Below are 24,011 nucleotides of genomic sequence, written 5' to 3'. Positions count from 1 at the left end.
CTCAATCAGGAGGCCGGCATGCCTGCCGTGACCGTCGAGGACACCACCACGCTCGCCCGAGTGCCCGTGCCCGCTCCCGGGACGGTCCGCCGCCGGGTCCGCTCGGTCACCACGGCGCCGTCGGGCTTCGAGGGCGAGGGATTCCCGGTCCGCCGGGCGTTCGCCGGCGTCGACCTGCGCGACCTGGACCCGTTCATCCACATGGATCAGATGGGCGAGGTCGAGTACGCGCCGGGCGAGCCCAAGGGCACCAGCTGGCACCCGCACCGCGGCTTCGAAACCGTCACCTACATCATCGACGGAACCTTCGAGCACGCCGACTCCCACGGCGGTGGCGGCACGATCAGCAACGGCGACACCCAGTGGATGACCGCCGGCGGGGGCGTCCTGCACATCGAGAAGCCCCCGGAGCACCTCGTGCTGAGCGGTGGACTGTTCCACGGCCTGCAGCTGTGGGTGAACCTGCCCCGGGCACAGAAGTGGGTGGAGCCGCGCTACCAGGATCTGCGCGCCGACGAGTCGGTGCTGCTGGCCAGCCCCGATGCCGGCGCCTTCCTGCGGGTGATCGCCGGTGACGTCGCCGGGCAGGTCGGTCCGGGCTCGACCTACACGCCCATGGCGATGGTGCACGCGACCATCTCCCCGGGCGCCACCCTCGACCTGCCGTGGCGGCCGGACTTCAACGCGCTGGTCTACGTGCTCTCCGGTGCCGGTTCGGTGGGCATCGACGGCGCCCCGGTCCGCACCGGGCAGCTGGCCGTCCTCGGCCCCGGCGACACCGTGACGATCAACGGCGCGGTCCATCAGGAGTCGCGGACCCCGGCGCTGGACGTCGTCATCCTCGGCGGTGCGCCGATCCGCGAGCCGATCGCGATGTACGGGCCGTTCGTCATGAACACCCGGCAGGAGGTCATGGACGCCTTCACCGACTTCCAGGCCGGCCGGCTGGGATCGATCCCGGCCACCTACGGCCGCCGGGACGTTCCGCACGGCGACGTGCGGGGCGAGACTGGGCAGACGCCGGACGCCTGACGGCGCCGTCGGTTCGAGAGGACAGAGATGAGCAACCTCGATCGCCGCCCCGCCGCGCGTGAGCTGGGCGGCCTCGACGGGACCTCGGCCGGCCCGGCGCTGGACCTGCTGCCCGGCAAGGAGGTGCTGCTCGGCGAGAGCACCCGGGTCCGCCGGCTGCTGCCCACCCTGGGCCGCCGGATGATCGGCGCCTGGGCGTTCGTGGACCACTACGGCCCCGACGACATCGCCACCTCCGCCGGCATGCAGGTCGCGCCGCACCCGCACACCGGGCTGCAGACAGTGTCGTGGCTGCTGGAGGGCGAGGTGCACCACCTGGACTCCGTGGGCAGCGACGTGCGGTTCGGACCTGGTCAGCTGGCGCTGATGACGGCAGGGCACGGGATCTCCCATGCCGAGCAGTCGCCGGCGAACCATCCGCGGTTCCTGCACGGCGCCCAGCTGTGGGTGGCACTGCCCGACGCGCACCGCGAGACGGCCCCGGCGTTCGAGCACCACGCGACGCTGCCGGGCTGGACGTCGGACGGCGTCACCGCAACGGTGCTGATCGGATCGTTCGGTGGGGCCACCTCGCCCGGGACGGCGTACAGCCCGCTGGTGGGCGTGGACCTGGACCTCGCCGCGGGGGCCGATGTCGAGGTCCCGCTGGAACCGGAATTCGAGTACGGGCTCCTGGCTGCCTCCGGGACGGCGTCGGCCGAGGGCGCACCGCTGGACCGGGGCGCGATGCTCTATCTGGGCACGGGTCGGAGGTCGGTCAGGCTCCGGGCGGCCGACGCGAGCCGGCTGTTGCTGCTCGGCGGGGAGCCGTTCGAGGAACACCTCGTCATGTGGTGGAACTTCGTCGGGCGGTCCGGTGCGGAGATCGCCGACTACGCCGAGCAGTGGAACGGCGAGTCGGAGCGGTTCGGCACCGTCGCGGGCTACGACGGCGCCCGGCTCGAGGCCCCGCCGCTGCCGCCGATCCCGCTCAAGCCGCGCGGGCGCGAGCGGTGAGAGAAGGACCCCCTGCCCCCGACCGCTCGCACGCTCACGGCGGGCCCCTGCAGGGGGCCCGCTCCGACTCGGAAGAGGTTCTCCCGTGACCGTTGACGCCCGGATGCTGGCGTTCGTCGCGGAGCACCGGTGGGGTGTCCTCGCCACCGTCAAGCGCGACGGACGGCCGCAGCTGTCCAACGTCGGATACTCCTACGACGCCGAGTCACAACTGTTCCGGGTCTCGGTGACCGCCGACCGGGCCAAGACCCGCAACCTGCAGGCCGACCCACGGGTGACGCTGCACGTGGCGTCCAAGGACTTCTGGACCTGGGTCGCCGTCGAGGGCACCGCCGAACTCACCCCGGTGGCGGCCGAGCCGCACGACGCCACGGTCGAGGAGCTCATCACCTACTACCGCAGCATCAGCGGCGAGCACGAGAACTGGGACGAGTACCGGGCGGCGATGGTGGCCGATCGGCGGCTCGTCGTCCGGTTCCGGCCGGAGCACGCGTACGGACAGCTGCGCGGCTGAGGCCGGTCCGGCCGGCGCGCCCCGTTCACGCCGGCCCGTCCGGCCCCGTCCAGGGGCCCGCCCTGAGCTTGCGAAGTGGAGACCCCGTCCAGGGGCTCGCTTCGAGCGGGCGAGCGGTGAGGAGCACGGGGCCCTTCTGGGGGTCCTTCTACTGCAGGACCTCGAACGGCGCACCCCACGGGTCCTCGACGATGGCGAACCGCCCGAACGGCGTGTCCATCGGCTGCATCGTCACCGTGCCGCCCCTGGCCTCGACCGCGGCCACCGCCTCGTCGGCGGAGGCGACCGAGAAGCAGGTCAGCCAACCCGAGGGCATGCTCGGATCGGAGGCTCCGAGACCGCCCAGCGGATTCCCACCGGTGTTGAAGGTGGCGTAGTCCATGCCCTCGCCGGCCGTCTCGGGGTCCATCTGCTCGAAGGTGAACCCGAAGACGGCGGTGTAGAACTGCTTCGCGCCGGCCGTGTCGGCGACCATCGCCTCGTTCCAGGCGAGCGCGCCCGGCTCGTTGTGGATGCGGATCCCGGTGTTGAGACCGGACTGCCACAGGCCGAACGGGTTCCCCTGGGGATCGCGCGCGATGACCATGGTGCCCATCGGGCCGACCTCCATCGGCTCGACGATCACCGAGCCGCCGGCCTCCCTGATGCACGCGGCGGTCGCGGCCGCGTCATCGGTCGCGAAGTAGGTCATCCACTTCGGCGGGTCGTCCGGGTCCTGCTGCGGCCCCATGCCGCCCGCCTGCTCGCCGTCCACGGTGACCGTCAGATAGCCACCGAACTCCGGCTCGCCACCGGTGTAGCTCCAGCCGAGGACCTCGGCGTAGAACGCCTTGGCCGCATCGAGATCCGCCGCGCCGTAGTCGACCCAGCAGGGTGTGCCGGCAGGCCACGGGGTGTTCCGTCTGGGCATCGCTCCTCCTCCACGTTCCGGGGAGGAGAACCGTCCCACCGGGGACCGACAGTTCCCGGACCCGCGGCACCCACGACGCCGCCGGGAGGGGACTCAGAACCGGCCGCCGCCCGTGCCCCCACCACCGAAACCTCCACCGCCCCCGCGGCGCCCCCCTCCCCCGAAGCCGCCACCACCACCGAACCCGCCCCCGAAGCCGCCGCCGCCCCGGCCACCGCCCAGCAGGATGCCGCCCAGCACGAGGCTGCCGAGGTCGACGCCGCCGCGCCGGTACCCGCCTCCGTACCCCCCACCGAACCCGCCCGGCCCGCCGCCGTAGCCACCGGACCACGTGGAGACGTCGTCCTGCGCGCGGTCGAGAGCCGATTGGGCGAGCGTCGTGGCCTGGTGCGCCTCCCGCAGTGCGGTCATCGGGTCGTCACGGCCGAGGTCGACGGCGACGTCGAGGTGCCGCTGCGCCTCGGCCAGCCGGGTGCGGGCCTCGGGGCCGACCGCTCCACGGCGGGTGCTGATGAAGTCGCTCGCCGCCGCGATGGTCGATCGCGCGGTGAGCACCGCCTGATCGAGCCCGGCGGCCGCCCGACGGGCCTGGGTCTGGGCGTCGCGGGCGACCGAGAGGGCCTGCTCGAGTGCGATGTCGGCCTCCTCCAGCTGGCGCAGCGCGGCCAGCGGATCGGGCTGCGGGCCGGAGAGCGCCGCGTCGGCGGAGGTGAGGGCGGCCTCGGCGCGGGCGATCTGCGGCCCCAGGCCACTGCGGTTCCCGGCCGCCACGAGCGACCGGGCCTCGGCGATGTCTTTCTCGGTCTCCGCGCGCACGGCCGCGACCCGGCCGGCCGCGGCGTCCAGGTCGGTGGCCAGTCGGCCGACCGCGTCCAGCAGCGTCGTGGTCTGGGCGACCGCGTCCTCGGCGGCCCGGATGTCGCCGACCGCCTCACCGGCGCGGCCGGCACCGAGCGCGTCGAGGGCCTCGTTGACCTCCTGCTCCGCGGCCGCCAGGCGGGCCCGGGCCTCGGTCACGTTGTCCCGGACCGGCGCCACCGCGGAGTCGGCGAAGCGACGCCGGAGTTCGCCCAGCCGCTGCTCCTCCTGCGGGATGCGTTGCCGCAGCGCGGCGATCCGGGGGGCGAGGGCCTCCAGCACCTGGGGCGCGGTGTGCTCCAGGTCCCGCAACCGGGTGAAGGCCTCCGCCTGGGCGGTCAGGCGGGCGTCGGCGGCCTCGGTGAGCCGGAGGATCTCGCCGAGCATCCGGCGCGTGGTCGGCTCGTCCTCCGGGACGTCGTCGTCGAGCTGCTGGCGCATGGTGAACGCGCGGGAGAGCTCGTCCCGGGAGGTGGCGAGCGCCTTGTCGAACCCCGTGACGGCCTCCTCCCCGTACTGGGAGCGGGCGAAGTCCAGGTCCAGCTGTGAGGTCTTCACCGCCTCGTCGAGCTCGAGCAGCGCGCTGCTGGCGCGGAACTGCAGCTGCTCGGTCGTCGTCCCGGCGTAGGGGTCGGGCCGCTCCAGCCGCTGCACCGGCGGCGGCTGCGCCTCCTGCTTGCGGCGCCGGGAGCGGGCGACCAGGTAGGCGCCGCCGCCGGCCAGCGCGATCGCTCCGACGACGAGCAGCGCCCCGCCTCCTCCGGAGTCCGCTCCGCCCGGGGCGTCCCCGGTCCGGACGATGTCGGCGAACACCTCCGCACCGGTCGCCCAGTCGCCCTCGGCGAACTCCGGCTCGACCGCCTCGGCGGCCAGCTGGTCGGCCTCGTCGAGCGAGACGTCGGCGCTCGCCGGCAGGGCGAACGTGTAGCTCTCGTCGTCGACGGCGACGGCCAGCAGCGCGTCGGTGCCACCGAGCCCGGACAGCTCCCCGGTCTCCTGGAGCCAGTCCCCGGCCGACATGCCCTCGAAGGTGTCGACGAAGACGACGAACAGCTGGATGCCGTCCTCGGTCCGCAGCTCCTCGACGGCCGACTCGATCCCGGACGCGTCGCCGAGCACCCCTGCCTCGTCGACGACCTGATCGTCGAGGCGGAACGGATCCTCGGCCAGGGCCGGGCCACCGCTGCCCAGGAACAGGGCGGTGGCGCCCAGGACGACGGGAAGCCGGCGCACGGCACCTCCTGGACGGTTCGCGGATCGAGATCTTCGACCCTACCGACGGGAGGGGCGTCCGGCCGGGCCGTGCGGGGTAGGGCGGGATCCGCCGTCCCCACCGACGAGGAGCCCCCGTGCCAGAGCCCGACCGCCTGCCCGCCGCCGACCTGCCGCCGGGAACGGTGCGCCGCTCCGGCGACTGGGCCGTGGGCAACCGCGGTGACGACAAGTACTTCGCGGTGTCCCGCCGGTGCCGGCACCAGCTCGCCGACCTGTCCGAGGGCAGCATCGACGCCGACGGCTGCCTGGTCTGCCCCTGGCACCAGAGCCGGTACGACGTACGGACCGGAGAGATGGTCGAGGGGCCGACCGGCTTCCTCGCCTATCACGGCCCGACGCCGATCTACTCCCAGCTGGTCCAGGCCTTCGGCCGGATCGCCCGGCTGCGGGTGCGCCGGGCGGCCCGCATCGGCGACGACGTCGTCCTGGAATGAGGACCCCGTCCCCCTCACCGCTCGCAGGCTCGCGGCGAGCCTCCGGACAGGGCCTCAGGTGCGCTCGACCGGCTGGTCGACGCCCTGCACCAGCGCGTCGGTCTCCTGCGCCTCCGCCCCGGTCGCCCGGACGGAGACGCCCATGACCGCCGCCACCTCCTCGGCCGACTTCGGGTGGAGGACGCCGTCCCGGATCTCCTCGGCCCAGTGACAGCTCACGAGCCGTCCGGGCGCGAGCTCGCGCAGCACCGGCACCTCGTCGTCGCACCGGGTCTCCTGCCGCCAGGGGCAGCGGGTGTGGAAGCGGCAGCCGCTCGGCGGGTTCGCCGGCGACGGCAGGTCCCCGGCCAGCAGGATCCGCTCGCGCGTCTCCTCGACGACAGGGTCCGGCACGGGGACGGCGCTCATCAGGGCCCGCGTGTAGGGATGCAGCGGCTGCTCGTACAGGGCGTCGGCGGGCGCCTGCTCGACCAGCGAGCCCAGGTACATGACGCCGACGACGTCACTGATGTGCCGGACGACCGCCAGGTCGTGGGCGATGACCAGGTAGGTCAGCTGGAGCCGCTCCTGGAGTTCCTCCAGCAGGTTGAGCACCTGCGCCTGCACCGAGACGTCCAGCGCGGACACCGGCTCGTCGGCGATCAGCAGGTCCGGCTCCAGGGCGATCGCGCGGGCGATGCCGATGCGCTGCCGCTGCCCGCCGGAGAACTCGTGCGGGTAACGGCGCAGCGCGGCCGAGGGCAGACCGACGGCATCGAGCAGGCCACGGATCTTGTCCGCGATGCCCTTCGTCCCGCCGCCGAGACCGTGTGCCCGCAGCGGCTCGGCCAGGAGCGACTCGACGTTCTGCCTGGGGTCCAGGCTCCCCAGGGGGTCCTGGAAGACCATCTGCATGCGCTGGCGCATCTGCCGCAGGGGCTCCCTCTCCAGCGAGGCGACGTCCGTGCCGTCGAAGAGCACCTCACCGGCGGTGGGCTCGACCAGCCGCAGGATGGCCCGTCCGAGCGTCGACTTGCCGCACCCGGACTCCCCGACCAGCCCGTAGGTGGAGCCGCGCTCGATGGCGAGGTCCACCCCGTCGACGGCCCGGACGTGCCCGACGGTGCGGTCGAAGAAGACCCCCTTCTTGATCGGGAAGTGCACCTTCAGGCCCTGGACCCGCAGGAGCGGCTCGGCGGCCGGCGTGGTCATCGGGCGGCTCCGGCGGCGGTGGCGCCCGACGGCGCCGGCGGGTGTTCGAGCGGGTGCCGGCAGCGGAGCTCCCGGCCCGGCCCGTCGTACTCCAGCGGCACGACGCTGCCGGAGACCTCGGTGAGGCAGTCGTCCTGCGCGTTGTCGCAGCGCGGCGCGAAGGCACAGCCCTCGGCCCACGGGATGGCGTCGCGCGCCGAGCCCCGGATCGGCGTGAGCGGCGTGCCCCGCCCGGCGTCCAGCCGCGGCACGGACGCCAGCAGGCCGCCGGTGTAGGGCTGTCGCGGCCGGGCGAAGAGCTCGTGCCGGTCGGCCGTCTCGATGATCTTCCCGGAGTACATCACGTGCACGCGGTCGCACAGTCCGGCGACGACGCCGAGGTCGTGGGTGATCATCACCAGCGCCGTCCCGGTGTCGACGACGAGCTCTCTGAGAAGCTCCAGGATCTGGGCCTGGATGGTAACGTCGAGCGCGGTCGTCGGCTCGTCGGCGATGAGCAACCGGGGCGAGCAGGCCAGCGCCATGGCGATGAGCGCGCGCTGGCGCATGCCGCCCGACAGCTGGTGCGGGTACTCCTTCAGCCGCCGGGACGGGTCGGGGATCCCCACCCGGTCCAGGAGGTCGGCGGCCTCGGTGGCGGCCTCGGACTTCGACATGTCCCGGTGCTCGAGCAGCACCTCGGTCACCTGGGTGCCGATCTGCACCGTCGGGTTGAGGGAGGAGAGCGGGTCCTGGAACACCATTGCCATGTGCGCGCCGCGCAGCGTGCGCAGGCGGCTGTCGCTCGCGCCGATCAGCTCCTGTCCCTCGAGCCGGACCGAACCGCTGACCGTCACCCCGCGACGCGGCAGCAGCCCCATGATGGCCAGCGAGGTCACCGACTTGCCGCAGCCCGACTCCCCGACGAGGCCGACCGTCTCACTGGCGCCGACGGCGAAGCTCACCCCGTCGACCGCGCGGGTGGCCTGCTCGCCGCGGCGGGCGAAGGTGACGGCGAGGTCGTCGACCTCCAGGACAGGGGCGCCTGCCGGCCCGCCCGGCACCGAGCTCATCGGCGGCTCACCTCCGGAACTTCGGGTCGAGGGCCTCACGCAGCGACTCACCGAGCAGGGTGAACCCCAGGGCGACCACGATGATGCACAACGCCGGATAGATGGCGAGCTCCGGCCGGATCGACAGGAAGGCCTGGGCGTTGGCCAGCATCGCGCCCCATTCCGGCCGGGCCAGGTCGGGGTCGCCGAGACCGAGGAACGACAGCGCGGCCGCCTCGATGATGGCCGTCGCCAGCGACAGCGTGGCCTGCACGATGACCGGGCTCAGCGAGTTCGGGAGCACGTGCCCGAAGACGATCCGGCTCTTGCGGATGCCCAGGGCCTGCGCCGCGACGGCGTAGTCGCTGCCGCGCTGAGCGAGCATGGACCCGCGCAGCAGCCGGGCGAAGATGGGCACCTGGGTGACCGCGATGGCGATCATCAACGCGTACTGGTTCTGGCCCAGCAGCACCGAGATGCTGATCGCCATCAGCAGGCTGGGGATCGACAGCAGGATGTCGACGAACCGCATCAGAAGCGTGTCGACCCGGCCACCGAAGGCACCGGCCAGCACGCCGAGCGCCATGCCGACGATGACGCCGAGCACGGTCGAGATGACGCCGATCATCAGTGACTGCCGCGATCCGTAGATCAGCCGGGACAGCAGGTCGCGACCGAGGTTGTCCACCCCGAGCGGGAAGCCCTCCTGGCTGCCGGGGATGAAACCCGGCCGGATGTCGGACAGCAGGCTCTGGGCCAGCGGGTCCCTGGGCGCCAGGAACGGAGCGAACGCGGCCACGAACAGGAACAGCACGACGATGACCGCCCCGATGATCGCCACCGGGTCCCGACGCAGCCGCCGCAGGGCACTGCGGGTGAGCGACACCCCGCCCTCACCCTCGGGCACCTGTCCGGCTCGGGCGGCGAGCTGGTCGATCCGTTCCCGTTTGAGCTCGCCCAGCGCGCTCATCTGACCCTCACTCTCGGGTCCAGCAGGCCGTAGGAGATGTCGACCAGCAGGTTCACGAGCACGTACACCACCGCGAGCATGAGGATGAAGCCCTGCAGGACGGCGAAGTCCCGGGCGAAGATCGCGTCGTAGAGCGCCGATCCCACACCGCCGAAGGAGAACACGCTCTCGGTGAGGACGGCGCCCGACAGCAGCAGGCCGGTCTGCAGACCGATCGTGGTCGACACCGGCAGCAGGGCGTTGCGGATGATGTGCCGGCGCCGCACGGTCGAGGTGGCCAGCCCCTTCGCGTTCGCCGTCCGGACGTAGTCCTCGTTGACCACGTCGAGGACCGAGGCGCGGGTGATCCGCACGATGATCGCCAGCGGGATGGTGCCGAGCGCGATCGCGGGCAGGATCAGGTGCAGGACGGCGTCCCACGCGGCGTCCCACTCGCGCGTCAGCAGGCCGTCCAGGACGTAGAAGTTGGTGATGCGGGTGGCGTCGATCCGCACGTCCTGACGGCCGGAGCCCGGCAGCCAGCCCAGCTCCACGGCGAACACCAGGCGCAGCAGGTAGGCGAGGAAGAACACCGGGATCGCGACGCCCAGCAGCGAGCCGATGACGGAGGCGGAGTCCAGCCAGCTGCCGTGCTTGCGGGCGGCGAGGTAGCCCAGCGGGATGCCGACGCCGATCGCGAAGATCATCGCGAAGATCGTGAGCTCGATGGTGCCGGGCATCCGCTCGAGGAACTCCGTCGTCACCGGGCGACCGGTGCGCGCGGACGTGCCGAAGTCCAGCCGGACGGCGCGGCCCAGGAACCGCAGGTACTGGACGATGAGCGGTTCGTCGAGGCCGAAGAGCTCGTTGTACCGGGCGATGGCCTCCGGGGTGGCGCGCTCCCCCAGCGCGGCCTGAGCCGGCCCGCCGGGCAGCGCGCGCAGCCAGGCGAACAGCAGGATCGAGAGCCCGAGCAGGATCGGGATCAGTTGGAGGAGCCGCCGGACGATGAAGCGGAGCACGCGCTCGGTTCCCTCTCACTGAGCGGACCGGACCGACAGACTCGCGGCGGACCCCTTGCAGGGGCCCGCCGCGAGCCTGCGAGCGGTGGGGGGCGAGGGGGTCCTTTCTCAGTCGCTGAGGGACACCGTAGAGAAGACCTCGGCGGTCAGCGGGCTGGGCTCGAGGCCCTGCACGTTCTCCGCGACGACCAGCGCCGGCGGGGAGTGCGAGATCGGGACGGCCGGCAGGTAGTCCATGATCAGCCGGTTGGCCTCCTGGTACATCTCCGTGCGGTTGGCCGGGTCGGGCTCGGAGTCGGCCTCGGCCAGCGCGGCGAAGATCTCCGGCGCGCTGAACGCACCGAACTCGGCCGACGCCTGGTTGTTCGACGCCTCGGCGAAGAACGTGCCGATGAAGTTGTAGGCGTCGTTGTAGTCACCGGTCCAGCCCAGCAGGTGGATGTCGGCCTGACCCGCCTGGACGGCGTTCAGGTAGTCCGGGTTCCACGGCAGCGCCGTCGGCTGGATGGTGAAGCCGGCGTCGGTCAGGTTCTGGCTGATGACCTGGAACATCGCGGCCGGGTCCGGCAGGTAGGGCCGGCTGACGTCGGTCGGGTAGAAGAACCGCAGCGTCGTCCCCGTGGCCCCGGCCTCGGCCAGCAGGGCCTTCGAGCGCTCCGGGTCGTACTCGTAGGTCGTCACGTCGTCGGCCCAGCCGTCGACGGTCGGAGGCATGAACTGGGTGGCCTGCTCGGCGCCCTCGGGCAGGAGCGAGTTGACGATCGTCTCCCGGTCGATCGCGTGGGCGATCGCCTGACGGACCCGCGGGTCCTGCAGTGCCGGGTTGGCCCCCGAGCCGGGGACGTTCCCACCGTTCATGCCCAGGTACAGGATGTTGAACGGGTCGCGGACGAGGACCTGGGCGCCGGTCTCCTCGAGCGTCTCGTAGTCGGCCGGGGAGACGAAGTCGTAGCCGTCGATCGAGCCGGCCTCGAGCTCCTGCCGGCGGGTGTTCCCGTCGGAGATCGTCCGGAAGATGACCTCGTCCAGCTTGGCCGGCTCACCCCAGTAGTCGTCGTTGCGGACGATGGTGACCTCGCCGTTGCCCCGGTCCCAGCTCTCGAACTTAAACGGGCCGGTGCCGACCGGGTGCTCCAGGGCGTACTCGGAGTAGGTCAGCGCGTCCTCGCTGCCCGACACCTCGTCCGCGTTGTACTCCTGCAGCGCCGTTGGGCTCTGGATGGAGAAGGCGGGCAGCGCGAGGGCAGCGGGGAACTTCGAGGTGACCTGGGTCAGCCGGATCACCGCGGTGTTCTCGTCGGTCGCCTCGCAGCTCTCGTAGATGCTGGGGGTGTCCGGCGTGCTGGCGAAGCCGCCGAAGACCGCCTGGTAGTAGTACGAAGCGCTCGGGCTCTGGGCCAGGCCCTCGAAGTTGTGCCAGCGGTCGAAGTTGAAGCAGACGGCCTCGGCGTTGAAGTCGGTGCCGTCGTGGAACTTGACGTCCTGCTGCAGGTTGAACGTGTACTCGAGGCCGTCCTCGCTGACCTCCCAGTCCTCCGCCAGCTCGGGGACCGCCTCGGTGCCACCGAGCTCGTTGCCCAGCAGGCCCTCGAAGATCTGCCGCGAGACGCGGAAGGTCTCACCGTCGCTGCCGAACGCGGGGTCCAGCATCGCCGGGTCGCCGGCGGCGCCGAAAACGAGGGTGCCGCCGGTCTGCTCGCCGCCGCCCCCCTCACCGGAGTCCCGGTCACTGGACGCGCAGGCGGACAGGGTCACGGCGACGAGGGCCGCCGCGGACGCGGCGACAGCTCGGGTATGGCGACGGGTCATCGCGGAAAACCTGCCTTCTCGGCCCTCTCGGGCCGGACGTGCTCCGGGCGGGACAGCCGTGGAAGTGATTCGGTCCACAGACGTACGCGGACCCTAGGACGCCGCCGTCGATGCTGGTGAGGCCGTCGTCGTCATCGACACCATCTCGTGACCTTGGTGCCTGGCGCCTCGGGCGGGCAGGCAGCAGACGGCCCCGGGGCCGTCGGTGCGACGGTCCCGGGGCCGGAGTTCGTTGCTGGGCTCAGAACGCCGGAAGGACTGCGCCGGCGTAGGTGTCCTCGATGAACTGCCGGACCTCCGAGGAGTGCAGCAGCTCCTCCAGCTGAGTGATCCGCTCGTCGCCCTCGTCGCCGCTGCGGACGACGAGCAGGTTGGCGTTGGGGTTGCCCTCGGCCTCCTCCAGCGCCAGTGCGTCGTCGGCCGGCGAGAGGTCGGCGTCGATGGCGTAGTTGCCGTTGATCACCGCGAGGTCGACGTCGGTCAGCGAGCGCGGCAGCTGGGCGGCCTCGATCTCCTGGATCTCCAGGTTCTTCGGGTTGGCCTCGACGTCGAGGGCGGTCGGCGCGGCGTCCCCGGTGTCGGCCAGGGTGAGCAGGTCGTTGGCCTCGAGCAGGCGGAGCGCGCGGGCGGCGTTGGTCGGGTCGTTCGGGATCGCGACCGTCGCGCCGTCGGGGATGTCGGCGAGGTCGGTGAGCGACTCGGAGTAGATGCCCAGCGGCTCGATGTGCACCGGGTCCAGCGCGGCGAAGTCGTAGCCTGCGCTGGCCTCCTGCTCCTCCAGGTAGGGCACGGTCTGGAAGTAGTTGGCGTCGATCGAGCCGTCGTCGAGAGCGACGTTGGGCTGCACGTAGTCGGTGAACTCGACGATCTCGAGGTCCAGTCCGGCGTCGTCGGCCAGCTCCTCCTGGACGAACCGGAGGATCTCCGCGTGCGGCACCGGTGAGGCACCGACCTTCAACGGCTCGTCGGCGGCCGAGAGTTCGGCGTCGCCCCCGCACGCGGTGAGGCCGAGCAGGGTGGCGGCGGCGACGGCGGCCAGGACGGACTTCTTCGGGCGGTGCATGTGCGGGTTCTCTCCTCGTGGTGGCGGGTCGTGCGCGGGAAGTCAGACGTGGGCCAGCCGGCGCGCCCAGCGGTCGCCGGCCCACTGCAGGAGCTGGACGACGGCCAGGAGCAGGACGACGGTGACCACGGTGATGTCGGTGCGGAACTGCTGGTAGCCGTAGCGGATGGCGAAGTCGCCGAGGCCACCACCACCGATGGCGCCGGCCATCGCCGAGTAGCTGATCAGCGCGACGACGGTCACGGTCACCCCGGCGACCAGCGAGGGCAGCGCCTCGGGCAGCAGCACGGTCCGGACGACGTCGCGGCGCCGGGCGCCCATGGCCAGGGTGGCCTCGACCTTGCCCGGGCTGACCTCTCGCAGGCTGGTCTCCACCAGCCGGGCGAGGAAGGGGACGGCGCCGAGGGTCAGCGGGACGATCGTCGCCGTCGAGCCGATGGTCGTCCCGACGATCGCGCGGGTCACCGGAGCGACCAGCACGAGCAGGATGATGAAGGGCAGCGACCGGCCGAGGTTGACCAGCAGGCCGAGGACGCGGTGCAGCATCGGGCGCGGGGACAGCGCCCCGGGGGCGGTGACGGTGAGCAGCACCCCCAGCGGGACGCCGATCAGGACCGTGAGCACCGTGGCGACGCCGACCATGTAGAGCGTGTCTCCGGTGGCCTCGGCCAGCTGCGGGGCGATGCGGGACCAGTCGTTCACAGCGGCACCCCGGGGGCGTCGAGGAGGCGGGGGGCCGAGGGCTGCTCGGCCGTGGCCGGTTCGTCGTGTGCCCCGATCGCCGGCGGCTCGTCTCCGGGCACGGCCCGCTCGACCAGCGATCCACCGTCCCGGAGTCGCTGCAGCGCCGCGTCCAGCCGGCCGTCGTCGCCGGTCACCGACAGGAGGAGACGGCCGAACCGGCGGCCGGCGACGGTCTCCACCGAGCCGCCCGCCACCTCGACGTCCAGGCCGAGCTCCCCGGCGAGGGTCCGCAGGACGCGGCCCTCCGGCGCGCTGTCGGTGACGGTGACCCGGACCAGATCGCCGTCCCGACCGGCGACGGCGGGCGCGGGCAGCAACTGTGCGGCCAGCGGCGAGTGCGGGCGAGCCAGCACATCGGTCAGCCGGCCGCCGTCGACGACCCGACCGGACTCCAGCAGGACAGCGCTGTCGCAGACCGCGCGGACGACCGCCATCTCGTGGGTGATCAGCAGGACGGTGAGGCCGAGCTCGGCACGGACCCGGCGCAGCAGGTCCAGCACCCCGGTGGTGCTGGCGGGGTCCAGCGCGCTGGTCGCCTCGTCGCAGAGCAGCACCTTGGGGTGTGCGGCCAGGGCCCGGGCGATGGCCACCCGCTGCTTCTGACCACCGGAGAGCTGGGCCGGGCGGGAGGCGTGCCGATCGGCCAGGCCCACCAGGTCGAGGAGGTCGGCGACGCGGCGGCGGCGCTCGACCCGGCCGACCCCGGCCAGCTCGAGCGGGTGCTCGACGTTGCCGGCCGCGGTCCGTGAGTCGAGGAGGTTGAAGTGCTGGAAGACCATGCCGACGGAGCGGCGTGCCCGGCGCACGCCGTCGTCGTCGAGATCGGTCAGCACCTGACCGTCGACGGCGACGCGGCCCGAGGTCGGCCGCTCGAGCAGGTTCACCAGGCGGGCGAGGGTGCTCTTGCCCGACCCGCTGGGACCGACGACGCCGGCGAACTCGCCGGCGGCGACCGAGAGCGTGACGCCGTCGACCGCGGCGACCTCGGCCGCCCCGCGACGTGCGGGGAAGACCTTGCGGACGTCGGACAGTTCGATCACGAGGGCCTCGGCAGGACTTGGCGGGGTGCGCACGGGACGGTGACGCGGGAAGGGCGAGCCCGGTCGGAGGCGGCGGCCGCGGGCGGGGGACCTGACGGCGGGAAGGGTCCGTGCGGGCTCGGCGGCTCCGGAGCTACAGCCGGCTGGCCGTGCGCATGAGGTCGATGGCGCGACGACGCGTCAACGCAAACCCCCTCAGCACCTGTCGAGGATGCCCCGGACCGCGGCCTGCCTGCCACCGAGCACCGCCGAATGTGAGAGAACCCTCAACCATCGGCCGCGGCCCTGCGGCGGACACCAGGCGACGCCATGGCGCGGCCCCGCTGCAGGATGAAACACCCCCTGCCCCCCACCGCTCGCAAGCTAGCGGCGGGACCCTGCAGGGGGCCGGTGGGGGGCAGTGGGGTCCTTTCTCAGGCGTCGATGCGGCGGCGACCCTCGAATGCCCGGCCCAGCGTGACCTCGTCGGCGTACTCCAGGTCGCCGCCGACGGGCAGCCCGCTGGCCAGCCGGGAGACCGCCAGACCCATCGGGGACACCAGCCGGGCCAGGTAGGCCGCCGTCGCCTCGCCCTCGAGGTTGGGGTCGGTGGCGATGATCAGCTCGGTGACGGCGCCGTTCATCAGCCGCGTCATGAGCTCCTTGACCCGGAGGTCGTCGGGCCCCACGCCCTCGATCGGGCTGATCGCGCCGCCGAGCACGTGGTAGCGCCCCCGGAACTCACGCGTGCGCTCGATCGCCACGACGTCCTTGGGCTCCTCGACGACGCACAGGACCTCGTCGCTCCGACGCGGGTCACGGCAGATCCGGCACTGCTCGCCCTCGGCGACGTTGTAGCAGGTCACGCAGAAGCGGACCTCCTCCTGGACGCGGGTCAGCGCCGACACCAGGCGTCCCACGTCGGCGGATTCGGCCGAGAGCAGGTGGAAGGCGATGCGCTGTGCGCTCTTGGGGCCGACGCCGGGCAGCCGGCCCAGCTCGTCGATCAGGTCCTGGACGGCACCCTCGTACACGGTTGTCCTCTGTCTCCGGTCGCTGTGGTCTCGCGAAGGCGGTCAGAGGCCAGGCAGGCCGAGACCGCCACCGGGACCGCCCAGGCCGCCCGCGAGAGGGCCCATGGTGCTCGCGGCCAGCTCGTCGGCCGCGCGCTTGGCGTCGTGGAGGGCGGCGACGACGAGGTCCTGCAGCGTCTCGAGGTCGTCGGGGTCGACGGCGGCCGGCGCGATGGTGACGGCGGTGACGTCACCGCTGCCGGTCATCGTGACCGTGACCAGGCCACCACCGGCCGAGCCGGTGACCTCGGTACGCGCCAGCTCCTCCTGGGCGGCGACCAGCTGTTGCTGCATCTGCTGGGCCTGCTGGAGGAGTTGCGCCATGTCGGGCTGACCACCGGGGAACATGCCACGAGAGTAGGCCGCGCATATGACCAGCAGCGGTAAGCGGACCCCTGGCAGGGCCCCGTCCCTCTCCCCGCTCGCGAGCTCGCGGCGAGCCTCCGGACGGGGCCATCTGCCTGCGCAGGCTCAGGGCGGGACCCGGGACGGGGCCACGTCAGTTCCGCGTGCTGCGCTCCTGGGAGCGCTCCACCAGGCGGCGGACGATCACGTTGCGCTGGATCTCGTTGGTGCCCTCGCCGACGATCATCAGGGGGGCGTCGCGGAAATAGCGTTCGACATCGATCTCGGCCGAGTACCCGGCGGCCCCGTGGATGCGCATCGCGTCCAGGGCCACCTGCATGCAGGCCTCGGACGCGTAGAGCTTGGCCATCCCGGCCTCGAGATCGCTGCGCCGACCGGCGTCGATGCCGGCGGCCGCGTCGAGCACCAGCAGCCGGGCGGCGTGCACCTTGGTGGCCATGTCGGCCAGCAGGTTGCCGACCGACTGGTGCTCCCAGATCGGCTTGCCGAAGGTCTCGCGCTGCTGGGCGTAGGCGAGGGCGTCGTCCAGCGCCGCCTGGCCCACCCCGACCGCGCGTGCGGCCACCTGCACCCGGCCGAGCTCCAGGCCGGCCATGAACTGGGCGAAGCCGTGGCCCTCCTCCCCGCCCAGCAGCGCGTCCACCGGCACACGCGATCCCGCGAAGGACAGCTCGCAGGACTCCACGCCCCGGTAGCCGAGCTTGGGCAGGTCGCGGGACACCTCGACCTGTCCCGGCTCGGCCAGCAGGATGCTGATGCCCCGGTGCCGCGGCTGCGCCGCCGGGTCGGTCTTCACCAGGGTGGCGATCAGGCCCGCGTGCCGGGCATTCGTGATCCAGGTCTTGCTGCCGTCGACGACGTAGCCGTCCCCGTCCCGGACGGCCCGGGTGCGGATGTCCTGGAGGTCGGAGCCGCCGCTGGGCTCGGTGAGCGCCATGGCGGCGCGGACCTCGCCGGTCGCCATCCGCGGCAGCCAGCGCTCCTGCTGCTCCGGGGTGCCGTACCCGGCGAGCAGCCGGGCGACGACGCTGTGCCCGCCCACCGCCCCGGCCAGGCTCATCCAGCCGCGGGCGAGCTCCTCGGTGACCAGCGCGAAGCACCGGGTGGAGACGGCGGACTCGCTCCACCGGCCGGGGACGGCGAGCCCGAAGACCCCCATCTCCTTCATCTGGTCGATCAGGGCGGTGGGGTACTCCTGCGCCCGCTCGAGCCGGCCGGCGTGCGGGCGCACCTCGCGGTCGACCCAGTGCGCGACGGCTTCGACGATCGCCTGCTCGTCCTCGGGGAGGTCCCGCGCGCGCATCGGCTCAGCTGTCGACCGGGCGGGCGCCGAGCTGAGCCCGGAGCAGCGACAGGGCCGCCTGTTCGGGGTCGACCACGGGCTCCGGCGCACGGTCGCCGCCGGCGGAGACGTCGGCGGCCCGCTCGGCCATGAGCTCGCGGGCCTCGGCGGCCTCGGCGGCGCGCGCCGCCTCCCGCGCCTGCTCGGGCGGAACGGCCGGCCCGGCTGCCGCGGCACCTTCGACGACGGCCTCGACCCGCCAGCGGACGCCGAGCAGCTCGTTGAGCGCCTCCCGGATGACGTCCTTGTTCAGGTCGTCGCCGAGGCGGCGGGCCAGTGCCGGTGACGACGTCGCCAGGGTGAGGACGCCGTTGGCCAGCTGGTGCACCTGGGCGTTCTTGAGCAGCGCCTCGGTGGTGCGCTTGTGCTTCTTGACGACCGACAGCAGTTCCGGCCACATCCGGCGGACGTCGGTGGTGGTGAGTTCGCCGTCCTCGGCAGCCGGCTCCGGGTTGGCCGAGACGACCGGCGTCGGCTCACCGCCGCGCGGGGCCGGTGCGGACTCGGCCGCGGCGCGGGGCGGGGGGCTCGCCGCGTCGCTCCCGCTGCCGGCGGCCTCGGTGCGGGCGGCCGCGGCACGGGCGGCGGTGGAGCTGGCGGGGTGCGGCCAGTCCTCGTCGTCGGTGGGCTCGGGCGGCAACGGGATGTCGGGTTCGCCGGTCACCGCGCGGCCCGGCGTCCGATCGGCCGGCGGTGCGGGCGGTGCGGCGGGTCCGGCAGCCGCCGGGGTCGCCGCCTTGCTCCGGCCCGTGCCCGGCTGCACCGTCTCGGGCCAGTCGTCGGCGACCGGGGCGGCGGCCGGGGCAGAACTGGCGGGCACCGGAGCCGGGACCGCGCTGCGCTGCGAGGGACGGACGTACTCCTTGCGCGCACCCGCGGCCGCCGCGGGTGGGGCCGTCGGCGTCGGGGCGGCTGCCGGCACCGGACGCGGAGCCGCCTCGCGGACGGGAGCCTCGGGGATCTGGGTCTCCCGGGGTGCGGCCTGTCGAACGGGCGCCTCCGCGCCCGGGCGGCCGGCGTGCTCGCCGGCGATGGACATCCGCCGCTCGAGCCGCTCGAGGCGCTGCAGGGTCGCGGCCGCCGAGTCATCGGTGGCCGGCAGCAGCATGCGGGCGCAGACGAGTTCGAGCAGCAGCCGTGGCGCCGTCGTCCCCCGCATCTCGGTCAGGCCCTCGTGCACGGTGTCGGCCATCCGAGAGAGCGTCGCGGACCCCAGTGCCGAGGCCTGCTGGTTCATCAGGTCCAGCCGGTCGGGCGGGCAGTCGAGCAGGCCGTTGCCGCCGGCGTCGGGGACGGCGTCCAGCACGATCAGGTCGCGCAGCCGGTCGAGCAGGTCGGTGGCGAAGCGGCGGGGATCGTGCCCCGCCTCGACGACCCGGTCGACGGCGCGGAACACCGCCGGCGCGTCGTGGGCGGCCAGCGCGTCGATCGTCTCGTCCAGGAGCGCGTCGTCGGTGACGCCGAGCAGTCCGACCGCGGCCTTGTAGGTCACTCCCTCGGGACCGGCACCGGCCAGGAGCTGGTCGAGGATCGACAGCGAGTCGCGGACCGAGCCGCCACCGGCGCGGACGACCAGCGGGTAGACGGTCGGCTCGACGGTCACGCCCTCGGCCGTGCAGGTCTTCTCCAGCAGGCCGCGCAGCGTCGTCGGCGGAACCAGGCGGAACGGATAGTGGTGGGTGCGCGACCGGATGGTCGGGAGGACCTTCTCCGGCTCGGTCGTGGCGAAGACGAAGACCAGGAAGTCCGGCGGCTCCTCCACCACCTTCAGCAGGGCGTTGAAGCCCTGCGTGGTCACCATGTGCGCCTCGTCGACGATGTAGACCTTGTAGCGGCTGTTCACCGGAGCGAAGAAGGCCCGTTCGCGCAGGTCGCGGGCGTCGTCGACACCACCGTGGCTGGCCGCGTCGATCTCCATGACGTCCAGTGAGCCGGGGCCGTCGGGTGCGAGGGCGATGCAGGACTCGCAGACGCCGCAGGGGGTGGAGGTCGGCCCCTGCTCGCAGTTCAGGGAGCGCGCCAGGATGCGGGCCGACGACGTCTTGCCGCAGCCGCGGGGGCCGCTGAAGAGATAGGCGTGGTTGATCCGGCCGCCGTCCACCGCGTTCATCAGCGGGGCGGTGACGTGCTCCTGCCCGACCACCTCGGCGAAGGTCGCCGGACGGTACTTGCGGTAGAGCGCCAGAGCCACGTGGGCAGGTTACGTGCCCGCTGCGACAGGCCGGCGCACACGGGCGACCTCGTATGTGGACCCGTCGCGGGGGCCCGGTGGGTCTCCCGACGGGGACACGGGCAGCGGCTCCACGCGCCCGGGGCACGGCACCTGGCGGCGGTGTCGTCCGGAGGACGACAGATCACATAGCAAGGACCCCCCGCGCACCCGCCAGAGCCCGCTTATCCTTGCTGCCTTCCGGCCCTGGGGAGGTTCACAGGATGACGCCACACGAGGGGTCTGGCGTCCACTGTAGAGGACTGCACCTGCGCGCCGACGACGCCTCCCGCTACCCTTCGCGCCCATGACGCCCAGGCCCCGTCCCGAGGCTCGCCCCGAGCCCGCGAGGGGTGAGGAGGACGGGGTCCTTCCACTGCCCCCGCCCCGCTCCTGACCCGGAGCACCGCGGGCTGATCCCGCACCCGCAGGCCGGTTCGACCTGCCGCATCACCGTGCTCCGGATCCGAGTCCCCCACCACGGCACCGATCCAGGAGCGTCATGTCCACCCCCGCCCTCCCCACCGGGTCCTCCCCCGCCCTCCCCGCCGGGTCCTCCCCCGCCCTCCCCGCCGGGTCCTCCCCCGCCCTCCCCGCCGCGTCTCGCCGCGGGTTCCTGCTCGTCGTCCTCGCCGCGCTGTGCTGGGGCACCTCCGGTGTCAGCGGCCAGATCGTGGCCGACCGCGCCGGCCTCGGACCGCTCGACATCGCCTGGCACCGCATGGCCATCGGGGCGGTCGTGCTGCTGACCGGCTTCGCCCTCACCCGCCGTCGCCGGACCGGAGGGACGACCGTGCCCACGCGCGGCACCGCCGCGAGGCTCGCCCTCGTCGCCGCCGGACTGGCCGCCTACCAGCTGGCCTACTTCGCCGCGGTGGCCACGGCCGGAGTCAGCATCGCCACGCTCGTGGCGCTCGGGCTCGCGCCGCTCCTCATCGCCGTCGGCGCCACGGTGCTCGGGCACGGGCGGCCCGACCGGGCCACGGTCGTCGCCCTCCTCGTCGCCCTCCTCGGGCTGGTCCTGCTCGTGGGGATCTCCGCGGGCGCCGACACGGGATCGATGGTCGTCCTGGGCGCACTCGTGGCGGTGGGCTCGGCACTCGGCTACGCCGTCGTCACCCTGGCCGGGGCCGGGGTGCCGGCCGGGATCCCGGTGACCCTCGCCGGATTCGCCGGCGGGGCGCTGATCCTGACACCGGTCGCGCTCCTGACCGGTCTGCGCTTCACCGCCGATCCCGTGGCGCTGGGCGTGCTGCTCTACCTGGGCGCCGTGCCGAGTGCGCTCGCCTACGGGATGTTCTTCCGCGGGTTGCGCAGCGTCCCGGGCGCGGTGGCCTCGATCGTGACGTTGCTGGAGCCGCTCACCGCGACAGCGCTGGCGACGGCGTTCCTGGACGAGCGGCTGTCCCCCGGCGCCCTGGCCGGGGGACTGCTCGTGCTCGCCGCCGTCGCGGGGCTCTATCTGCGGAGGATGGGAGATTCGAACTCCCGAGGGGTTGCCCCCAACCCGCTTTCCAAGCGAGCGCCATAGGCCACTAGGCGAATCCTCCAGTGCACCGGCGATGCTACCGGGCGCTGCCCCCGGACCCGCGTCCCGGTGCGCTCGAGGCGCTGCCGGAAGTCACGGACCGGTGCTCCGGGGGCGACGGACCGTCCGGCGTACGGCATCCTGCACCCCGGGCGGTTGATCGTCGAGCCGCCGGGGAAGGCTCTGCGGCACGGCATGATCTGCGTACGGAGCGGGCTGGGAGGAGGCAGGGACATGAGCGAATCGGGCGAGGTGCGGCCGGAAGTGGTCGACGCGATCGTCGGCGTCCTCAGGGGCGGCGACCCCGCGGACCTGCCTCCGGGTGCGACGGCTGCGGAGAAGGCGGCGGCCAAGGACTCCTACCTCTCGGAGTTCCTGGCCGAGCGTGGCAAGCGCGATCGCCAGTCGAAGGCGTGGGAGCTGCTGCTGACCCGCAGCTACGACGAGCCGCCCACGTGGCAGCAGATCTTCGACGACCTCTCCCCCGACGTGCACGCCCAGCTCGGTCACCTCTACGACGCTCTCCCGGCCGGCGCCCAGGAGGAGTACGCGCGCCGGTTCGGCATCCCGTCCGCCGTCTGATCCCCACCCCGTCGACGCCGTCGCCCCCGCCGATCCATGACCCGTCCCGTGACCACGCCCGGACGACTGGTGGCGGGGCGTTACCGGCTGCAGTCCCAGCTGGGCGGCGGCGGCATGGGCACCGTGTGGCTCGCCCGCGACGAGCTGCTCGGCCGCCAGGTCGCCGTCAAACAGGTGCTGACGCCGGCCGGCGTCAGCGAGACCGAGGCCGACCAGCAGCGCCAGCGGGCTCTGCGCGAGGGCCGGATCGCCGCGCGACTGAGCCACCCCCATGCGATCTCGGTCTACGACGTGGCGCTGGAGTCCGGACAGCCGTGGCTGGTCATGGAGTACCTGCCCTCCCGCAGCCTCGCCGCGGTTCTCGCCGAGGACGGCACCCTGCGGACCGACCAGGTCGCGCAGATCGGCGCCCAGGTGGCCGACGCCCTGGCCGCCACGCACGCGGCGGGCATCGTGCACCGGGACGTGAAGCCGGCGAACATCCTCATCGGCGAGGGTGGCCGGATCGAGGGTCTGGTGAAGATCACCGACTTCGGCATCTCGCACGCCAGTGGCGACGTGACGCTCACCCAGACCGGGCAGATCACCGGCACCCCGGCGTTCCTCTCGCCGGAGGTGGCGCAGGGCCGGGAGATGACCGCGGCCAGCGACGTCTTCTCGCTCGGCGCGACGCTGTACACGTGCGTCGAGGGCACGCCGCCGTTCGGCATGGAGGACAACGCCCTCGCGATGCTGCACCGGGTCGCCGGTGGCCAGATCGTGCCGCCGCGGCGCGCCGGTTCGCTGACCGAGCCGCTGCTACGGATGCTGGCCGTCGACCCCGCCGACCGGCCGGAGATGACGGAGGTCCGCGACGAGCTCGCCAGGCTCGCGGCCGGGCGGGACGGCGACACGACAACCGTCCTGCTGGCCCGGACCGACGTCGGGGCGACCGGCCCGGGGCGGAACCGGACGGCGGCCTTCGCGGCGCCCTTCGAGACGGACGGCGGAACGCCGACGCCGGTCCCCGAGCCGGTGCCGACGCCCGCTCCACCGGCCCGCCCGGGTGCGGAGCCGAGGCGCCGTCGCGGCCGAGCGCTCTGGATCACGGCCGCACTGGTCGCCACCGCCCTGGCCGGCCTGATCGCCTTCCTGGTGATGCGGCCCGCGGACGACGCGTCCGACGAGGCGGTGACCCCGTCGCCGAGCAGCTCCTCCGCAGCCGCTCCGAGCACCGAGCAGACCGAGGAGCCCGCGACGACCACGCCCGTGGAAACCACGCCCGTGGAAACCACGCCTGCCGAGCAGCCGGCGGAGACCCCGGCCGCGGCCCAGGAAGCGCTGTCCGCGGACAACGTCGAGCAGTTCCTGGAGAGCTACCACGAGCTCGTGCTCACCGACCCCGCCCAGGCCTACGCACTGACCGGACCGACCCTGCGCAGCGCGATCAGCGAGAGCAACTACATCGACTACTGGGGACAGTTCGAGGACGTCCGGCTCAGCGACATCCGGGCCGCGGACGGGCGGAGCACCGCCACCGCCACGATGGAGCTGCGCTCCCCCGGAGGCCGCAGCGAGTCGTCGCGGCGCCAGTTCACGTTCCTCGTCCGGGACGGCGAGCTGATCCTCGACAGCGACTATCCGGTCGGCTGACGGCCGGACGACGAACGGCGCGCCCGCCGGGTGCTGGGACCCGGGCGGGCGCCCGCCGTCGTTCTCTGCGGGCTACCGACACAAGCCGTGGACCAGGACAGCAAGCGCCTGGTGAAAACCCTTTCCCGTCGCGCTGGTGATCATTCCCCGTCCCCAAGGGGCACCAAGCGCTCGTCTGGCGTTCTCGCTGTCTGATGTCAGTCGTCATCGTCGGGCGCGGCGGTGAGCATGTTGCTGAGGTGCATGCTCCATTCCTCGCGGACCAAGGAGTCCGGCCGCCATGACGCGACCGCGCTAAGAGCTCCCGCCAGTAGGTCAGCGGATGCGTGGTGATTTTGGGCGGGTGTCCCAGCGGTAGAGGCGCCACGCGGCCCGGCATAGCGCACGGACGGTGACGATGGCGGCGGCCAGGGCTAGATAGGCGTCGACGCA

General features: G+C 73.1%; 20 protein-coding genes, 1 tRNA gene, 1 other RNA gene and 2 pseudogenes. 7 read left to right on the top strand and 17 right to left on the bottom strand.

Features of this window, described 5'->3' with window-relative positions:
* The first annotated feature begins 18 nt into the window (after positions 1–18).
* The 3 genes from CHB94_RS05780 (at position 19) to CHB94_RS05770 (ending at position 2,542) form a co-directional block, all read left to right on the top strand.
* Entirely contained in the window at positions 19–1,032 is a 1,014-nt protein-coding gene (locus CHB94_RS05780; RefSeq protein WP_089335641.1) for a pirin family protein, read from the top strand.
* Between the two features lie 27 nt (positions 1,033–1,059).
* On the top strand, positions 1,060–2,028 hold the full coding sequence (locus tag CHB94_RS05775; RefSeq protein WP_089335640.1) for a pirin family protein: 969 nt from the start codon (positions 1,060–1,062) through the stop codon (positions 2,026–2,028).
* An 85-nt stretch (positions 2,029–2,113) separates the two neighbouring features.
* On the top strand, positions 2,114–2,542 hold the full coding sequence (locus CHB94_RS05770; RefSeq protein WP_254920427.1) for a PPOX class F420-dependent oxidoreductase: 429 nt from the start codon (positions 2,114–2,116) through the stop codon (positions 2,540–2,542).
* A 148-nt stretch (positions 2,543–2,690) separates the two neighbouring features.
* Here the strand turns inward: CHB94_RS05770 and CHB94_RS05765 are convergent, their stop codons facing one another.
* Together CHB94_RS05765 and CHB94_RS05760 are read right to left on the bottom strand one after the other, a co-directional pair.
* On the bottom strand, positions 2,691–3,452 hold the full coding sequence (locus tag CHB94_RS05765) for a VOC family protein (RefSeq protein WP_089335639.1): 762 nt from the start codon (positions 3,450–3,452) through the stop codon (positions 2,691–2,693).
* A gap of 93 nt (positions 3,453–3,545) precedes the next feature.
* Entirely contained in the window at positions 3,546–5,543 is a 1,998-nt protein-coding gene (locus CHB94_RS05760; protein ID WP_089335638.1) for a TPM domain-containing protein, read from the bottom strand.
* Between the two features lie 116 nt (positions 5,544–5,659).
* On the opposite strand from CHB94_RS05760, the gene CHB94_RS05755 reads away from it, so the two are divergent.
* Positions 5,660–6,019 carry a Rieske (2Fe-2S) protein gene (locus CHB94_RS05755; protein WP_089335637.1) on the top strand — a complete coding sequence of 120 codons (360 nt, stop codon included), beginning with the start codon at positions 5,660–5,662 and terminating at the stop codon, positions 6,017–6,019.
* A 54-nt stretch (positions 6,020–6,073) separates the two neighbouring features.
* Here CHB94_RS05755 and CHB94_RS05750 read toward each other — a convergent pair whose 3' ends face one another.
* The 13 genes from CHB94_RS05750 to ffs form a co-directional block, all read right to left on the bottom strand.
* A complete protein-coding gene (locus CHB94_RS05750; protein ID WP_089335636.1) occupies positions 6,074–7,210 on the bottom strand; it encodes an ABC transporter ATP-binding protein in 1,137 nt (378 codons plus the stop codon).
* Positions 7,207–8,262 carry an ABC transporter ATP-binding protein gene (locus CHB94_RS05745; protein WP_089335635.1) on the bottom strand — a complete coding sequence of 352 codons (1,056 nt, stop codon included), beginning with the start codon at positions 8,260–8,262 and terminating at the stop codon, positions 7,207–7,209. Before CHB94_RS05745 ends, CHB94_RS05750 begins: the two co-directional genes overlap by 4 nt.
* Positions 8,263–8,269: 7 nt before the next feature.
* Complete coding sequence (locus CHB94_RS05740) at positions 8,270–9,211, bottom strand: ABC transporter permease (RefSeq protein WP_089335634.1); 942 nt, start codon at positions 9,209–9,211, stop codon at positions 8,270–8,272.
* A complete protein-coding gene (locus CHB94_RS05735; RefSeq protein ID WP_089335633.1) occupies positions 9,208–10,212 on the bottom strand; it encodes an ABC transporter permease in 1,005 nt (334 codons plus the stop codon). Before CHB94_RS05735 ends, CHB94_RS05740 begins: the two co-directional genes overlap by 4 nt.
* Positions 10,213–10,320: 108 nt before the next feature.
* Positions 10,321–12,021, bottom strand: coding sequence for an ABC transporter substrate-binding protein (locus CHB94_RS05730; RefSeq protein ID WP_089335632.1), 1,701 nt, complete (start codon positions 12,019–12,021; stop codon positions 10,321–10,323).
* A gap of 241 nt (positions 12,022–12,262) precedes the next feature.
* Entirely contained in the window at positions 12,263–13,084 is an 822-nt protein-coding gene (locus tag CHB94_RS05725) for a MetQ/NlpA family ABC transporter substrate-binding protein (RefSeq protein ID WP_089335631.1), read from the bottom strand.
* A gap of 42 nt (positions 13,085–13,126) precedes the next feature.
* Positions 13,127–13,786, bottom strand: coding sequence for a methionine ABC transporter permease (locus CHB94_RS05720; RefSeq protein ID WP_089335630.1), 660 nt, complete (start codon positions 13,784–13,786; stop codon positions 13,127–13,129).
* Positions 13,783–14,868 carry a methionine ABC transporter ATP-binding protein gene (locus CHB94_RS05715; RefSeq protein ID WP_089335629.1) on the bottom strand — a complete coding sequence of 362 codons (1,086 nt, stop codon included), beginning with the start codon at positions 14,866–14,868 and terminating at the stop codon, positions 13,783–13,785. Before CHB94_RS05715 ends, CHB94_RS05720 begins: the two co-directional genes overlap by 4 nt.
* A 413-nt stretch (positions 14,869–15,281) precedes the next feature.
* On the bottom strand, positions 15,282–15,881 hold the full coding sequence (gene recR, locus CHB94_RS05710; protein WP_089335628.1) for a recombination mediator RecR: 600 nt from the start codon (positions 15,879–15,881) through the stop codon (positions 15,282–15,284).
* A 42-nt stretch (positions 15,882–15,923) separates the two neighbouring features.
* Positions 15,924–16,268, bottom strand: a complete 345-nt coding sequence (locus tag CHB94_RS05705; protein ID WP_089335627.1) for a YbaB/EbfC family nucleoid-associated protein — start codon at positions 16,266–16,268, stop codon at positions 15,924–15,926.
* 151 nt (positions 16,269–16,419) lie between these two features.
* Positions 16,420–17,589 (bottom strand): acyl-CoA dehydrogenase family protein, encoded by a 1,170-nt coding sequence (locus CHB94_RS05700; protein WP_089335626.1) that lies wholly within the window; start codon positions 17,587–17,589, stop codon positions 16,420–16,422.
* Positions 17,590–17,593: 4 nt separating this feature from the next.
* Positions 17,594–19,819 carry a DNA polymerase III subunit gamma and tau gene (locus CHB94_RS05695; RefSeq protein WP_089335625.1) on the bottom strand — a complete coding sequence of 742 codons (2,226 nt, stop codon included), beginning with the start codon at positions 19,817–19,819 and terminating at the stop codon, positions 17,594–17,596.
* Between the two features lie 169 nt (positions 19,820–19,988).
* Positions 19,989–20,084: signal recognition particle sRNA small type (ffs, locus tag CHB94_RS05690), an RNA gene on the bottom strand.
* Positions 20,085–20,339: 255 nt separating this feature from the next.
* Between ffs and CHB94_RS05685 the strand changes: the two are divergent.
* A pseudogene (locus CHB94_RS05685) lies at positions 20,340–21,287 on the top strand (DMT family transporter); the annotation flags it as partial.
* Positions 21,288–21,302: 15 nt separating this feature from the next.
* On the opposite strand, the gene CHB94_RS05680 reads toward CHB94_RS05685, so the two are convergent.
* Positions 21,303–21,387: transfer RNA gene (locus CHB94_RS05680), tRNA-Ser, on the bottom strand.
* 212 nt (positions 21,388–21,599) lie between these two features.
* Here CHB94_RS05680 and CHB94_RS05675 point away from each other — a divergent pair.
* Both CHB94_RS05675 and CHB94_RS05670 read left to right on the top strand, forming a co-directional pair.
* Positions 21,600–21,947 (top strand): hypothetical protein, encoded by a 348-nt coding sequence (locus tag CHB94_RS05675; RefSeq protein WP_089335624.1) that lies wholly within the window; start codon positions 21,600–21,602, stop codon positions 21,945–21,947.
* A gap of 48 nt (positions 21,948–21,995) precedes the next feature.
* Complete coding sequence (locus tag CHB94_RS05670; protein ID WP_217899190.1) at positions 21,996–23,579, top strand: serine/threonine-protein kinase; 1,584 nt, start codon at positions 21,996–21,998, stop codon at positions 23,577–23,579.
* 315 nt (positions 23,580–23,894) lie between these two features.
* Here CHB94_RS05670 and CHB94_RS26035 read toward each other — a convergent pair.
* Positions 23,895–24,011: pseudogene (locus CHB94_RS26035) on the bottom strand (IS5/IS1182 family transposase); the annotation flags it as partial.

It is taken from the genome of Blastococcus mobilis (assembly GCF_900188025.1).
Lineage (GTDB): Bacteria > Actinomycetota > Actinomycetes > Mycobacteriales > Geodermatophilaceae > Blastococcus_B > Blastococcus_B mobilis.
Note: the sequence above shows the minus strand (reverse complement) of the source record. Positions and strands in the feature narration are given on the sequence as shown.